Source organism: Brachyspira intermedia PWS/A, from assembly GCF_000223215.1.
Taxonomy (GTDB): domain Bacteria; phylum Spirochaetota; class Brachyspiria; order Brachyspirales; family Brachyspiraceae; genus Brachyspira; species Brachyspira intermedia.
Genome location: NC_017243.1, coordinates 1,856,555 through 1,872,008 on the forward strand (window position 1 = coordinate 1,856,555; position 15,454 = coordinate 1,872,008).

The window sequence follows — 15,454 nt, forward strand, 5'->3', positions numbered from 1 at the left end:
AAAAAAAACTTCAATACTATAAATAAAAATTATGAAGCAAATGAAAGTTCTTTAATCAAAGCACTAGGTGCATATATAGATGAATGATGATAATCAGTATCATTGGCAAGCATTTCTACATTGCTCAAAAGGTCTAATATATTACCTGAAACAATGAAAGGACTTGCTGTATAAGATAATTTACCATTCTCTATTTTTATACCTTCAGCCTGTAAAGAAAAATCTCCGCTTATAGCATTAACTCCAGCATGAGTTCCTGTCAAAGAATTCACTAATACACCATTTTGAATTTGAGAAATTAATTCTTCCTGAGTATTATTTCCATTCTCCAAAATAAAATTATGACAAGATATGCCTATAGAAGTTTTGAATCCTCTTGAAGCATGTGAAGTTGTTTTTATACCATCTTTTTTAGCAGTATAATTATTATAAAGATAGCTATTTAAAACTCCGTTAGTAATTATATTTAAATCCTTAGTTTTAGAGCCTTCTCCGTCAAAATTTGTATTTGCCAAACCTTTATCATACATAGGAATATCTTTAATATTTATTATACTGCTAGCTATTTTCTGATTCAATTTTCCCTGAAGAAGTGATAATTTCTTTTGAACTGCCTCTGAAGAAAATAAACCTAAATAAGCACCTATAATTATTCTCATAGCTTTATTCGTGAATACAGTTTTATATTTTCCGCTTTCTATAGGCTTTGCAGATAATTTATTTACAACATTATCAACTATATTTTTTGTAAAAGAATCAATATCAAATACGGCATCTGTTGAAGAATAAACATCAAAAAAAGTTTTTACTGTATCATTTTCTTTTGCTATTACTTCACCATAATATGCTATACTGTTTTTCTTCTCTTCTTTGCATATACCATTGCTATTTATTATACATTTATTAAAATTATATCTGGCTAATCCTGCAGACGGTACATTTACAATTCTATTATCAAGAGAATATAATTTATCTTCTATAGATAATGAAATTTCTTTAAGTTTATCATTAGAGAGATTAACTATATCTTTATTAATCATATCATAACTTTTTTCATCATCATCTTTATCTATAAGTTTATTGTATTCAGGTTCAGAATCAGCATAATGTAATGAAGTTTTTGCATTATTGATAAGATCATCTATATTAATATCAGCACTTATCTTCTCTGTAAAACTTATTCCAACCTTACCATCTTTAATTAATCTTAAACCTATGCCTCCGGATTCAGCATAAGTATATTTATCTAAATCTTTTTCCCTTACAGTAAATTCCTCTTCTCCGCTACTTGACATATATATTTCTATTTCATCAATATCTTTTGCCTTATTTTTTATATCATTATATATCTCTTTTATTCTATTCATAAAACTATTCTCTGACATTTATCTTCCTCCAACAGTAAGCTCTTTAACTTTAATAGCAGGCTGTCCAACAGTAGTAGGAACAGAACCTGAAATGCTTCCGCATATTCCATCAGCCAATTCTAAATTTGATGAAACTGCTTCAATATTCATAAGTGTTTCATCTCCACGTCCTATAAGTGTAGCACCTCTTACAGGTTCAGTAATTTTTCCGTTCTCTATTAAATAACCTTCGGAAACAGCAAAGTTATAATCTGTTGTAGCAGGATCAACTGAACCGCCTCCCATTTTTTTAGCATAAAGTCCATACTCTATTCCTGATATAAGTTCATCAAAACTAGCATTGCCTTTATCTATAAATGTGTTTCTCATTCTTGAAGTAGGAGGATATTTATAATTTTCTCTCCTAGCACTTCCTGTTATTTTTTGATTCATCTTCATAGAACCAAGCTCATCAACTAAATAACTTTTTAATATTCCATTCTCTATTAAAACTGTTCTTTGTGCCTCATTACCTTCATCATCAATATTATAACTTCCCCAAGCATTTTTTATAGTTCCGTCATCTACAGCAGTAACAACATCGGAAGCTATTTTCTCTCCCAATTTATTGCAGAATACACTGGCATTATCAGCAACAGATGTAGCCTCCAAAGCATGTCCGCAAGCCTCATGGAATATTACTCCGCCGAATGCATTATCTATTACAACAGGATATTTTCCGGATTTAGGATATTTAGAATTAAGCATCTTTATAGCTGAATTAGCAGTTTCCATTGCCATATCTTCTAAATTAATATCTTTTATAACTTGGAATCCGTCTAATGCTCCTTTTGTTCTGCGTGCTGTTTGAGTATTTGTTCCATCGCTAGCCATAGCCATCATAATAAGTCTTGTATATGTTTGAGAATCTTCTTTTAATATTCCGTTACTTGCACATACCAAAATATTTCTTTGCTTTTCTGAATACATAGCATTAACTTGTTTTATTTTGTCTGATACTCCTCTTGATGTTTTATCTAAATATGAAAGAACTTCTATCTTATCATCAAAATTTACATCGAAAGGATTTATATGTAATGGGTGATTATCTTTTTCTTTTGACTGAATAAAATCTTTAACCATATACTTTTTATCATTTACAATAGAAGCAGCAGATTTTGCTAAATTAATTAAACTGTTATTGCTTGTATCATTAGAATATAAATATATTGTTTTTTTATTGACTATAATTCTTAATCCTACACCATAATTATTTCCAAGACTCATATCATCAACTTTTGAATCTAAATAACTTATTGAATTAACTTTAGTATCTTCAAAAAATAAATCAGCATACTCGCCTCCATTTTTTAAAGCTTCTTCCAAAACTGTATGCAAAAAATTTTCATCAAAATTAAAATATTTCATTTATTCTCCTTTTTTATTAAGTTTCAATTAAAACTATTTAAAAGCATTATTAACTAACTCTATAGCCTCTTTACCTGTCATATATTCTATATGCAGTTCTATAATATAAAAAGCATCGTACTCTTTATCAATTACATTATTTCTATTTGATTCATTATCATTAGGATAATATTTCAATGCAAGTTTTTCAATGGCTTTTCTTTTTTGATTATCATCTTCAATTATGAAAGCCTTACCAAAAACAATAACACTTCTATAATAAGTTGTATACTCTTTTGGCTTTACATCATCTTTTTCTATAACACAGAAAGAAACTTTATTATTATTTTTTATAGCATCTAATTTATATCCGCTTTTAGCAACATGAAAAAATATTTTATTATCATAATAAACATAACTTAAAGGAACAGCATAAGGATAATCATCATCACCTAAAACAGCCAACACTCCAGAGCTGCATTTTTCTAATATTGAAATGCTTTGCGAATTTGATAATAATTGATTTTTCCTTCTCATTTCTCTAAACATAATAATATTATATACATTAATAGAAAAATAATCAAATTGACAAGTATTTTATTATCATATAATATATAACAAAATAATAAAAAGGATATTATAATGCATACTATCAATGTAAAAACTAAAGCTAGATTCGATATAGTTGATATTACAGGAGAAGTTCAAAAATGCATAAATGATGAAAATATAGAAAGCGGAATAGCTGTTATATTTGTACCGCATACAACTGCAGCTGTTGGAATAAATGAAAATGCTGATCCTGATGTTGTTTTTGATATGAAGAATGCTTTTAATAAATTAGTACCTCAGCATGATAATTATGAACACAGAGAAGGTAATTCACAGGCTCATGTATTATCATCTTTGGTAGCCCCTAGTTTGACAGTAATAATAGAAAATAAAAAAATAGTATTAGGTACTTGGCAAGACATATACTTTTTTGAATTCGATGGTGCTAGAAACAGAAAAGTTTATGTACAGATCATTTCAAAATAAAAATACATAATACTATAATTTTATTCCTCTCTAGTATTTTGGGCTTTACTAGTAAAAAATTTTCTTTTTATAAAGTTAGCAATTGAACCAATTAGCTCTATTATTATTCACATATTTACTCCGTAAGTTTAAATATTTATTTTAAAGTATATAAATAAAAAAGAAATTGTCAATATACCCTATACAAGTATTAAAAATAAATCAATTTTAAAAATATTTTATATAAAAAAATAAAAATAATGTATAATATATAAATAAATTACTATAAGGATATTATTATGTTTAGATCAAAAAAAGAAGATTTCGGAAAAAATTCTTATATCTATACATTGGAAAATGATAAGGGCTTAAAAGTAAAATTGGCAGAAGTTGGAGCAACTATAACAGGAATATTTTTCAAAGACAAAGAAGGAAAAGAAGTAGAAGTGGCATTTGGTTCTGATGATATAGAGTTTTATACAGATAAGGCTAAAAACGGACATATGGGTGCTACAGTAGGAAGAGTGGCTGGAAGAACTTTAGGCGCTAAATTTAAAATAGATGATAAAGAATATAATATAACAGCAAACAAAGCTCCTGATCATACACATGGAGGGACAAACGGACTTTCTTATGTAATGTACAAGTCAATACAAAAAAAGGACAATGAAGTATTATTTTCTTATGTCTCTAAAGACGGAGAAGAAGGATATCCTGGAAATCTTAATTTAATAGTAAAATATACAATTACAGATGAAAATGAAATAATAATAGACTATATTGCCACTACAGACAAACCAACTCCTTTAAACGTAATGAATCACTCATATTTTAATTTAAATGGCAGCGGAAATATTAAAGATCATGAAATGTTCATAGATGCTAAATACTATCTTGCCGATGAAAATGGTATAACTTCAGGAGAAATATTAAAAACAAAAAATACTCCTTATGATTTCACTTCATTAAAGAAAGTTGATGATATAATAAAAGCAAAAGACGGCTGTGATAATTGTTTTATTTTTGATGATAATGATATAAATAAACAAAGAGTAAAAATATTATCAAGAAAAACAAATATAGCTTTAGAAGTATTTACTACTCAGCCTTCTGTATTATTCTATACAGCTAATCATTTCAATAACTTCAAAGTGAGAGATCAAATATTAAATAGACATGAAGCATTCTGTTTAGAAACTCAAAGTCTATCATGTGCATTGAATTTTAATCATTTCCCAAGCATTATACTTTATCCTGACAGAGAATATAATCATAGAACAATATACAAATTTAGTTTAATATAATAAAATTGAATCAAATAAAAAAAGAGGGCAATATTGAAAAATAAAGCCCTCATTATTTTATTAACAGTGTGAAAAACGAATTATCTACTTAAAAAGTACATACCAATTTGGAAGCCTATATCAAATGAAGCTAAAGAATCCTGATTGATTGTAAAATCTTTGAATATACCATTTTTATCTATATCAATAGGGAAATCATAATTAGCATATACACCTAATGACATCATAAATTTTCTATTGATTTTTATAAGAAAATCTGCTGAAACCTTTATATAAGGGATATATGAAGTTGTAAAAGCATCTTGTATATCTCCAAAATCTAATGAATATCTATTTTTACTAAATTCATCTCCTTCTTTAGTATATTTCAAAGATAATGGTAATTTAATTCCTCCTCCAAAACCTATAGAGAAGAAACCTACATTAAATCTAGGAAATACTCCTATAGAAAAACTTCCAAAATTATAATTTTCCAATACCCTTTTTCCATTTATAGTATATTTAATTTCATATCTATCCTTACTATATCCTATATCCAAAAGTAAGGCTGCAGATAAGAAATCATCATAACCCCAAAATACACCTGGCTGAAAAGAGAAGGAATTATCAAAATCCCTAAAATTTGATGTAAATACTTTGCTTCTGTCAGTAGTAGCACTGCTTCCTCCAATACGACCTACAAAACCAGCTACAAAATCAGCAGAATAAAGTGCATTAAAAGATAATAATAAGATAAATAATATAAATATCCTTTTCATAATAACTCCTAATAATCTCTATTAAAATTAATATTAAGATAATATCCAAATTGAATTCCTATATCAAAAGCACTAATGGAATCTTTATTAACAAATACATTATCCATATAATTATTATGCTGGAAGTACAAAGGAAAATCATAATTAACATATACACCTATAAGTAAATAATTAAATATACTAAAATCAAGAGAAAATCTTACATAAGGTATAACAGCACTCTCAAATATATCATTCAAATCTCCAAAAGAAAATCTATATCTTCCCCCTATATTATATCCATTTACTCTATATGTAGCCATTCCAGGAATTTTAACTCCGCCACCTGCCCCTATTGATAAAAATGCAAAATTAAATCTTCCATATCCGCCTACCAAAAAACTATCAAATTGATAATTTTCTGTTACTCTTTTTCCATTTATATTATATCTGAAATCATATGAATCATGATAATATCCTAAATCAAGAAGTACAGAAAAAGACATAGAAGATGCTACAGGCTGATTAATACCTATAGAAAATGCAAACCCAGAATCAAAATCTCTAAATCCAGATGGAAATACTTTTGATGCATTTGTGTTTGCACCGCTAAGACCAAACTGGCTTGTAAATCCAACTGACAAATTTACAGCTTTCAAGTTAAAAGAAATAACAAGAATAAAAATAATTATTAAAAATATTCTATTTCTCAATTTAGCTCCTATATATTATCATACATATATATAGTATAGCAAAATGTTATATAAAGTCAATAAATAATAATATAATAAAAAATATTATATATATAAAATTATATAAAAACATGAATTTTATGTATTTTTTCATAATAGAAACAAATATATTATATAAAAAATTAATCATTGCTATTAAATTCAATATAATAAAATAATAGTACGAAAATTGATTAAAAGATATATACAATAAAAATATAGAAAATATAATACCAAATACATTTGAAATTATATATATATAATATTCTATTTTATTATGTTCTTTATCTATCCTAAATAGAAAAATATTCAATATAAAAAATATCATAAATAAAATATATAATAAGAATAAAAATCTAAAATGATTATTATTTATAATATGATATCTAAAAGTCAGTATTATAATAACAATAGATAATACAGATACCAAAGGAGTGATAACTCTTGAAACACTTATAGACAATTTAGTATTAACCATTTTATTATATAATAAATATGAAAAATAGATTATAAGAGTATTCAATACAGCAAAAACAGATAAAAGTATTTTTAAATTTTTCATATCATTTCTTATTAAAAATCTAAAAATTCTCTTGGCATCTATTTTATCATTGAAATATAATACAGCAATTATAGAAAATACTATTAATGAAATTACAAATAATATTAAAAAACTCCATATTATAATTTCAGTAATCATAGTATAAAAATCATATAAAGCATTAAACTTTTTTATATCATATCTTATAAAAGATAAACCTGCTATAAAAAGTATAATTAAATTTGCTGATATAAGATTTATTATTAAAGAAATGAACGCATATAAATTCTCAAATGGATTGACTAATATATCATAAGGAAGTTTGTATAAATAAAAAGCCATTAAAAAAATCAATACAAATGATATTAATATTGATTTCATGCTAATAGGATTAAGTACAAAAAGAAATATAAATATGAAAGATGATAAAGGAATTAAAAAAGAAAAAAATATCCTTATATTATAGATAAAACTTTCTATTGCTATACCTTCTAATACTGCTAAATTAGTATTAGAATTTAATTGAGGAATATTAATATTAAAAATATAAGTAACATATATTGCAGAAACTAGTAATATAAAAGCAATACCTATAGCTATATTAAAATTCCTAATTATATTTTTATAAGCAGATGTATTTACATTATCATTATTCACTATTATTTATCTATACCCAATATTTTAATCATTTCATTTTCTATTTCTAATATATCTCCATACTTATCCTGAATAGCCTTTGTATATGAACGTTTTTTTTCTAAAAGCTCTTCTTGTTTATCTTTGGATAATCTTGCAGATTCTTTATCATATTCATCACTCATAAGTTTATCAGCCACTCTTAAAGTTTTATCTGATACTATAGCTTTATCAGAATCACTTTTTGCTTTATACATATCAAATCCAGCATCTGTTTTCAAAACTCCGTCAGGAACACCATTAACAATTTTTCCTTTCCAAACAACTCTAGGATTATATTTATATGTTTTGTATGTAAACTCATATACATTTACAACACCATTTTCAGCAAATATATCCTGTGCTGTATTAGCATTAGGATCAATAAGAAGTATTTTATTTTTACCATCTTCTAAATACATTTTTTGAAAATTATTAAGTCCTTGTTTGCTACTTCCATTTATAGATTTTCCAATGGTGCTTTCCAAATTTAATTCCAAATTATCTTTTAAAAGTAAAGTATATGAAGCTATTCCGCTCCTTTCACCCGAATGTTTATAAGTACCTCTAACCATTATTTCATCTTTTCCATCATTATTTATATCGCATAAGAAGAATTCAGGGTTATATATTGGGAAAGAAAGTATATCATCTAAATATTCCGCATATTTATTTTTATCAAATTTTCCTTCTAATATAAATTGTGAATTTGTAGCTATATTTTTTAAATCAGTTGTTTTTATAGCAGATATTTTAGCACTCTCCAATTTTGAATCATCTCCAAGATGGAAATTAAATATTTCTTCTATTTTATAATCAGCATATTTAATATTACCTATAAACATAGGATTCAAATAATATACACCTTGAAGTTTGTTTCCTTTAATTGAATAAATAAATGTATTTTTATTAAACTCAAGAAAATATAAATCAGCAAAATCTTCATATTTCTGATCTAAAGAAGGATTATATGTATAATAAAAATTTTCATAATATACAGGCGAAGCCATCTTATCTCTAGTTAAAGTTTTTCCTGTATAAGTTCTAATATATTTATTAATTATGTTTGTATTTACTATATCTCTTGCCACAGTAAAGTATGATATATTAGAATCATTATTATATATAACAGAAGATAAATTATAATTGTTTTCATTATATATATCTAAATATCCTGTATCCTTTGAGATATCACTTAAAAAACCATTTTCATAAGCATCAGCAACTAATTTTTCAGGTCCTAAATCGGAAGGAGCTTCTATTATATAATTTATTAATTTCATTTTATTTGAATATATATTATTTATATTATTACCCTCACCTACAATGCCAATCATCATACTTATATTTGTAGAACCTAATTTTTTCCATTCTTTCAAATAATTTTGCATATCATTAAAATAATATAAAGAATCAGTAGCAAAATGTGATAAAAATAAAGCCAAGTAAATATCTGCATCTTTATTCTTTATACTTAAAAGAAGTTCTCTAGCCTTTTTTAAAGCTAAATTTTGCTCAACATAATTATACTCAGAAGCATAAGAAAAAACTGAATTATCACTATGCACATTATCACTATAATGATTATGATATGTATTAGATATAAAATCTATAGCATATTTTTTTATATCATTATCGCCTACAAGTTTCTTATTGAGGAAATCTTTATTTCTATTTATTATATTGCTGTACTTGGAATCTTGATAATAACTAATCAAAATATTACTGAAGGCTTCTTTATCAACTCTTATTGATTTATAAACATATTTCATATCAAAAAAAGCATTATCATTTTTATAAACAATATCAGAATAATCATTAGTCTGTAAATTATCTGCATTTATATTATTTGTATTGATATCATTTGTATTTAAATTATTATTTATAGTTTCATTTTTACTGCAGCTTGAAAAAATTAATACATAAAACAAGATAATAATATAAATTATTTTCTTAAACATAATTCCCCCATAATCCATTCCAACAAAACATGTTTACCTTTTGTATATTATATATAAAATATCTTTTTTTACAAGCACTATAATCTACACTACTTTTTATACAAATAAAATAAAAAATTGTAATTGACTTTTTGTTTTATATTTATACAATTTATAGGTTATAAAAATGTATAATTTTTCATAGTAAATACTTGTATGTAAGTTATTTTAAATATTTTATTATTGAGCATTTTTATATATAAGTAAGTGAAAATATCTATTTTACTTAGAATATACTTTGACGAATGCATGCAAAAGAGAGAGAACAATTTTTATAAGTAATTAAATAAAAATTGTGAGCCTATGGCAAGTTTACTTTAGAGAGCCTTTGCTGAAGGCATATAAAACTAGAGAACAATTTTTATAAATAACTAAATAAAAATAGTGAGCATATTACAAGTTTACTTGGCAGAGCCTTTGCCGAAGGCATATAAAACTAGAAAACAATTTTTATAAATAATTAAATAAAAATTGAGAGCCTCTCGCAAGTTTACTTTAGAGAGCCTTTGCTGAAGGCATATAAAACTAGAGAACAATTTTTATAAATAACTAAATAAAAATTGTGAGCCTCTCGCAAGTTTACTTTAGAGAGCCTTTGCTGAAGGCATATAAAACTAGAGAACAATTTTTATAAATAACTAAATAAAAATTGTGAGCCTCTCGCAAGTTTACTTGACAGAGCCTTTGCCGAAGGCACGCAAAGCGAGCGAACAATTTTTATAAATAACTAAATAAAAATTGTGAGCATATTACAAGTTTACTTGTAATATACTTTTAGCGAACAATTTTTATAAATAATAGAGGTAATAAATGATTAGTATAATATCAGATATGGACGGAGTTATATACAGAGGCAATAATTTAATAGAAGGTGCAGAAGATTTCATAAAAATGTTATTGTATAAAAATGTACCTTTTCTATTTTTAACAAATAATGCCGAACAAACTCCTAGAGATTTAAAAAGAAAATTAGAATCATTGGGCGTAAACGGATTAGATGAAAAACATTTTTTCACAGCAGCACAGGCAACAGCTATATTCCTACAAAGACAGCTTGCAAACGGTACTGCTTATGTAATAGGAACAGGCGGACTTGTAAGCGAATTATATAATGTGGGATATAGTATCAATGATGTTAATCCTGATTATGTAGTAGTTGGGAAAACTAATGCCTTTAATTTTGATATGCTTCAAAAGGCAGTGCATCTTATTAATAAAGGTGCAAAATTTATAGGCTGCAATCCGGATATAGTAGACCCTGCTCCTAATGGAGAATTAATACCTGCAGTAGGTCCTATACTTGCAGCAATAGAAACAGCTACAGGTAAAAAGCCTTATATTGTAGGTAAGCCGAATCCTATTATGATGTCTATAGCTAAAAATCAAATAAATGCACATAGTGAAAATACATTGATGGTTGGCGATAGAATGGATACAGATATATTGGGAGGACTTGGTGCTGGTATGAAAACGGCTTTAGTACTTTCAGGAGTTACTACAAAAGCAATAATGGAAGAGTTTCCATACAGACCAAATTATATATTTAATTCTGTTGCAGAAATAGATATAGAAAAATTATAATTTATTATTATTGATATCGATAAACTTTTTATTATAATAAAAAATTTTGTTTTACAATACCTATCAGCTAAAATTGATAGACACTCAATTTTTTATTTGTAAATTATTTAACAACTAAAATTATTATATATTTGTTTATCGATTAAAAAATTACAATTTATTATTTTAGTATTTGATTTTAAAGCTGTTTAATTTTATTAGACGGCTTTATTTTTATTTAATAAAAAAATTGGGGATAATTTCATGTCTAATTTATTATTTATTATAATGACTCTTTTATGGCTTTCATTATATGTTTATATACCATATCAGGTTCCTTATTTATCATCTATCAATATAAGTACATCTATGATAGGAATTATTATAGGTGTTTACGGCGGTGCACAAGTGTTTTTAAAATTCACATTTGGTATTCTTAATGATTATGTAGGCAAATGCAAAGTATTTATATTACTGGCTGGAATTCTCACTTTTCTTGGAGCTATTATAAGATTGTTTAATTTAAATGCAGTAGGATTTTTGATGGGCGGAATTTTATGCGGAATATCAGCTTCAATTTGGACAGTATTTATGGTTTTATATGCCTCTTATTTTGATAAAAGCCAAGAATATAAAGCTACAAGCAAATCTTTAGTTGCAAGTGTATCCGGTATGTTTTTAGCATTTTTAATAGCAGCTTTTTCTTATAATAAATTCGGAATGAAATTTCTTCTTTATGTAAGTGCTGTTTCAGGAGTATTAGTTTTTATATTGGGTATTTTTCTTCAAGATAGAAAAAGCAGTAAAAAATTATCAATAAAAGGCTTATTATCCGTTATCAAAAATAAAAGATTAGTAATATTTTCAGTGCTTGCTATAGTAATGCAGGGAATACAGATGGCAGCTATTGTATCATTCACTTTAAATAGAATAAAAGAACTTGGCGGAAGTGATCAAAATGTAGGTATGGCATCAATAACAGGTATGTTCTTTGCTATATTAGGAGCCTTTGCCCCAAGCAGAATAAAAAATGAAAACAATATAAAGAAGTATATACCAATATTTTTTGTTGTTATGGCTTTATACTGTATTACTGTAATATTAAGCGATAATGTATATGTTATAATAGTCTCTCAAAGTTTTGGAGGTTTTTCTTCAGGAATACTAGCCTCTTTATTAACAAGCGAATCAATAAAAGAAATAGATACAAATAAGAAATCATCAGCAATGGGATTTTTCCAATCTACATATTCATTCGGTATTTTTATATTCCCTATAATAACTGGTAAATTAATAGATATGTACTCTATAAATATAGCATACATTGTACTTGCTGTAATTTCTTTATTATCTGCTGTAATTTCAATTATTTATTATATGGGAAATAGATATAAAAAATAACAAAATAATAAAAAATAATTGCAAAAAATAAAATTTATAATAGTATATTTGCATTAAATTTTTACGGATTTTTTTATGTCAGAAAATAGTAAATCAAATAATAATGTAGGTTATATATTCGCAATACTAGCAGTTATTATATGGAGCGGTAATTTTGTAGCTGCTAGATTTCTTGTAAACTTAACTCCAATAGAAATTTCTTTTTACAGATGGTTAGTTACTTTTTTGGTATTAACTCCATTCTGTATAAAAAAACTATTAGAAACTATTAAGTACATAAAAGGAATATGGATACAAGTTATAATACTCTCAATATTAAGTGTTACTCTGTTTAATACATTTGTATATATGGCAGCACATACGAGTAATGCTACAAATATGTCTTTGCTTGCCACTTTATCTCCTATAGTAATAGCATTAATAAGCAGAGTTGTATGGAAAACAAAATTAAGTATATATCAAAAAATAGGATTATTAGCTGTAATAATAGGAGTTGTTATTTTAATCACTAAAGGAAGCATAGAAGTTCTAATGAAACTTCAATTTGCTATAGGTGATTTTTATATGCTAATAGCCGTTATAATATTTTCAATATATACTTTAATTCTAAGAATCAAACCTAAAGAAATGCCTCATCATATTTTCTTTTATCTTATGGTTATCATAGGATTTATACCTTTAATGGCGGCAATGATATATTTATATATTTCTAATAATGCTCATGCTTTAAATATGCAAACAGGATTAATACTTTTATATGTGGGTGTTTTTCCTTCAGCATTAGGATTTATATTTTGGAATATAGCTATTGCTAAAATAGGTGCTATAAAAGGAGCTATAATATATGATTCTGTTCCTTTCTTTTCATCTTTAGAGGCTGTTATACTTCTAAATGAGAAATTATTATTATCTCAAGTACTAGGCGGAATATTAATACTTATAGGTATAATATACAGCAGCATAGGCGATAAAATAGCAGATAAAATAAAAAATAGAAAATAAAAAAGGGAAACTAATTAAAGCTTCCCCTACTGTTATAAAAAATAGTTTATACATTTATGAAATATTAATTAAATTTTCTTAATTCAGACTTTTTAAGAGGTGTAAATCTTGATTTTTCAGAATCAGGAACTCTAGTCCATTTCATAGATTTACCAAGAAGTCCTGCTTTATCAATAGAGCCTCTTAAAACAAGTTTGCCGTCTTTATCTATAGACATTTTACTGTTATAAGTTTTTCCATCATAAGGATTATATATTTTTCCGCCATTCCATTCTTTTTTATCGAAAACTAATCCCATGATATAAACTAAACCTTTTAATGGAAGTTTTCTAAGTTCAGGATCAGGATTTTTTTCATCTAAACTATCAGGTCCATTATATGGCTCTTTATAAGCAAAAGAATATCCGTAATATCTTCCATTTTCTTCATAAATTTCTACTACAGGTATTCTTCCAAGAGAATCTTTTTCAGCATACCATAAGCCTACCACATCATTAGCTTTAACATTTTGAGCATTTAAAACTAATACTGAAAGCATTAGTAATGCTGAAACAAATAAAAATTTTTTCTTCATGATTTACCTTAATTTGTCAAATACTATTTGTATTATAAAACATAAGTTTTAGCTTTTAGTAAAATATTTATAGCAATTATTTTATAAAACTTACAAAGAAATGTAAATCTTTGCAAGTTTTATAAGTATTCAGTAATTAAATGTATGTATTAATGAAATTTCCACTCTATACCAGCATCTAACTGTATAACAAACTTATATTGTGCATGCTTTTCAATGAGCCAAGTACCTATTTTAGTGCTGACGAATGGAGAAAGACTAGGCACACTATTTAAAGCCTTTTTATAAGAATAAGCAGCAAATAAACCTACTCTGTATAAATCTTTGCTAGAAGAAAGCATATGCTCTATTGTTGTATTGATAGCAAAAGACATACCCCATTCTTTCATGCTGTATCCCAATTTTATATCATGATTGAAATATACATCTTCAGCCTTTACAACTATGGATTCTCTTGCTAAATAAACATATTCATTTTTGTCTACACCAAAGGCTCTAACATAATTTATATAAGGTGTATATATTAAAGCTATTAAACCAGGTCCTGCAGGTCCTCCCATTGTAAGTGTAGGAGCGAACTGAACATATATTGTATTTCCTCCCACATACTGCGGTTTTTTATTCATAGGATTAAGCCCTGTAAATGGAGGAAGTGCATGATTAAATTCTTTGGTATTACCATCAACTAAAACAGGTCTTCCGGGATCGGCAAGTCCTGCCTCATAAGTAAACTTAAATAACATTTTCAATGCTATTAAAGGCTGAAATTCAACATAAGCTGAAGTTCTTGAAAAGCTGCTGAATTCCTGTTCTATTCCGGCAAGTACATAAGAATCAGCGAAGAAGAAATTATTCATCTCTCTAAATAAAGCCTTTTTATAGAATAATTGTCCTTGATATAGAGCCCCAAAGTGATTCCATCTGCCTAAGAAGTGGTTTGAAAAATACCAGCCTTCATCAGACTTGTCAGTTAAATCTCTTTGAGGCTTTACATCTTCTTGTGCTAATAACGGTATATTTATAATTGTAATGAGTATAATTGCTAATATTTTTTCATAATATTCTCCTATTTTTATTTAGTAAACTTTATAATTTCTTCTATATTTATTTTGCATTCTTTCCGTCAGTGTACAGCAATTACTATACACTGACTATAATA

Annotated in this window: 14 protein-coding genes; 5 read left to right on the forward strand and 9 right to left on the reverse strand. The window is 26.2% G+C overall.

From position 1 onward, the window contains the following. Positions 1–29: 29 nt before the first annotated feature. The 3 genes from BINT_RS08095 to BINT_RS08105 are packed head-to-tail and all read right to left on the reverse strand — an operon-like array spanning position 30 to position 3,302. Positions 30–1,385 carry a TldD/PmbA family protein gene (locus tag BINT_RS08095; RefSeq protein WP_014488084.1) on the reverse strand — a complete coding sequence of 452 codons (1,356 nt, stop codon included), beginning with the start codon at positions 1,383–1,385 and terminating at the stop codon, positions 30–32. Further along, positions 1,386–2,774 (reverse strand): TldD/PmbA family protein, encoded by a 1,389-nt coding sequence (locus BINT_RS08100; protein ID WP_014488085.1) that lies wholly within the window; start codon positions 2,772–2,774, stop codon positions 1,386–1,388. A 33-nt stretch (positions 2,775–2,807) separates the two neighbouring features. Beyond that, positions 2,808–3,302, reverse strand: a complete 495-nt coding sequence (locus tag BINT_RS08105; RefSeq protein ID WP_041177347.1) for a pyridoxamine 5'-phosphate oxidase family protein — start codon at positions 3,300–3,302, stop codon at positions 2,808–2,810. A gap of 93 nt (positions 3,303–3,395) precedes the next feature. On the opposite strand from BINT_RS08105, the gene BINT_RS08110 reads away from it, so the two are divergent. After that, positions 3,396–3,791 carry a secondary thiamine-phosphate synthase enzyme YjbQ gene (locus BINT_RS08110; RefSeq protein ID WP_014488087.1) on the forward strand — a complete coding sequence of 132 codons (396 nt, stop codon included), beginning with the start codon at positions 3,396–3,398 and terminating at the stop codon, positions 3,789–3,791. Between the two features lie 278 nt (positions 3,792–4,069). Continuing rightward, complete coding sequence (locus tag BINT_RS08115; RefSeq protein WP_014488088.1) at positions 4,070–5,074, forward strand: aldose epimerase family protein; 1,005 nt, start codon at positions 4,070–4,072, stop codon at positions 5,072–5,074. An 80-nt stretch (positions 5,075–5,154) separates the two neighbouring features. Here BINT_RS08115 and BINT_RS08120 read toward each other — a convergent pair whose 3' ends face one another. From BINT_RS08120 to BINT_RS08135, 4 genes are read right to left on the reverse strand one after another with little or no spacing between them, the layout of a single operon-like run. Next, positions 5,155–5,832 (reverse strand): hypothetical protein, encoded by a 678-nt coding sequence (locus tag BINT_RS08120; RefSeq protein WP_014488089.1) that lies wholly within the window; start codon positions 5,830–5,832, stop codon positions 5,155–5,157. A gap of 8 nt (positions 5,833–5,840) precedes the next feature. Beyond that, positions 5,841–6,524 carry a hypothetical protein gene (locus BINT_RS08125; RefSeq protein ID WP_041177348.1) on the reverse strand — a complete coding sequence of 228 codons (684 nt, stop codon included), beginning with the start codon at positions 6,522–6,524 and terminating at the stop codon, positions 5,841–5,843. A gap of 46 nt (positions 6,525–6,570) precedes the next feature. Continuing rightward, positions 6,571–7,740: an O-antigen polymerase gene (locus BINT_RS08130; protein WP_014488091.1), complete on the reverse strand. Its 1,170-nt coding sequence runs from the start codon at positions 7,738–7,740 to the stop codon at positions 6,571–6,573. 2 nt (positions 7,741–7,742) lie between these two features. Further along, on the reverse strand, positions 7,743–9,719 hold the full coding sequence (locus BINT_RS08135) for a lysozyme inhibitor LprI family protein (protein WP_041177350.1): 1,977 nt from the start codon (positions 9,717–9,719) through the stop codon (positions 7,743–7,745). Positions 9,720–10,568: 849 nt separating this feature from the next. Between BINT_RS08135 and BINT_RS08140 the strand changes: the two genes are divergently transcribed. The 3 genes from BINT_RS08140 (at position 10,569) to BINT_RS08150 (ending at position 13,721) form a co-directional block, all read left to right on the forward strand. Beyond that, the gene (locus BINT_RS08140; RefSeq protein WP_014488093.1) at positions 10,569–11,339 is read left to right on the forward strand and encodes an HAD-IIA family hydrolase; all 771 of its coding nucleotides are present in this window, start codon (positions 10,569–10,571) and stop codon (positions 11,337–11,339) included. Between the two features lie 243 nt (positions 11,340–11,582). Beyond that, on the forward strand, positions 11,583–12,719 hold the full coding sequence (locus BINT_RS08145) for an MFS transporter (protein WP_014488094.1): 1,137 nt from the start codon (positions 11,583–11,585) through the stop codon (positions 12,717–12,719). Between the two features lie 75 nt (positions 12,720–12,794). Next, positions 12,795–13,721, forward strand: coding sequence for a DMT family transporter (locus tag BINT_RS08150; protein ID WP_014488095.1), 927 nt, complete (start codon positions 12,795–12,797; stop codon positions 13,719–13,721). Positions 13,722–13,785: 64 nt separating this feature from the next. Here BINT_RS08150 and BINT_RS08155 read toward each other — a convergent pair whose 3' ends face one another. Together BINT_RS08155 and BINT_RS08160 are read right to left on the reverse strand one after the other, a co-directional pair. Next, the gene (locus BINT_RS08155; protein WP_014488096.1) at positions 13,786–14,295 is read right to left on the reverse strand and encodes a DUF2147 domain-containing protein; all 510 of its coding nucleotides are present in this window, start codon (positions 14,293–14,295) and stop codon (positions 13,786–13,788) included. Between the two features lie 149 nt (positions 14,296–14,444). Further along, entirely contained in the window at positions 14,445–15,152 is a 708-nt protein-coding gene (locus BINT_RS08160; protein WP_014488097.1) for a hypothetical protein, read from the reverse strand. Positions 15,153–15,454: the final 302 nt, after the last annotated feature.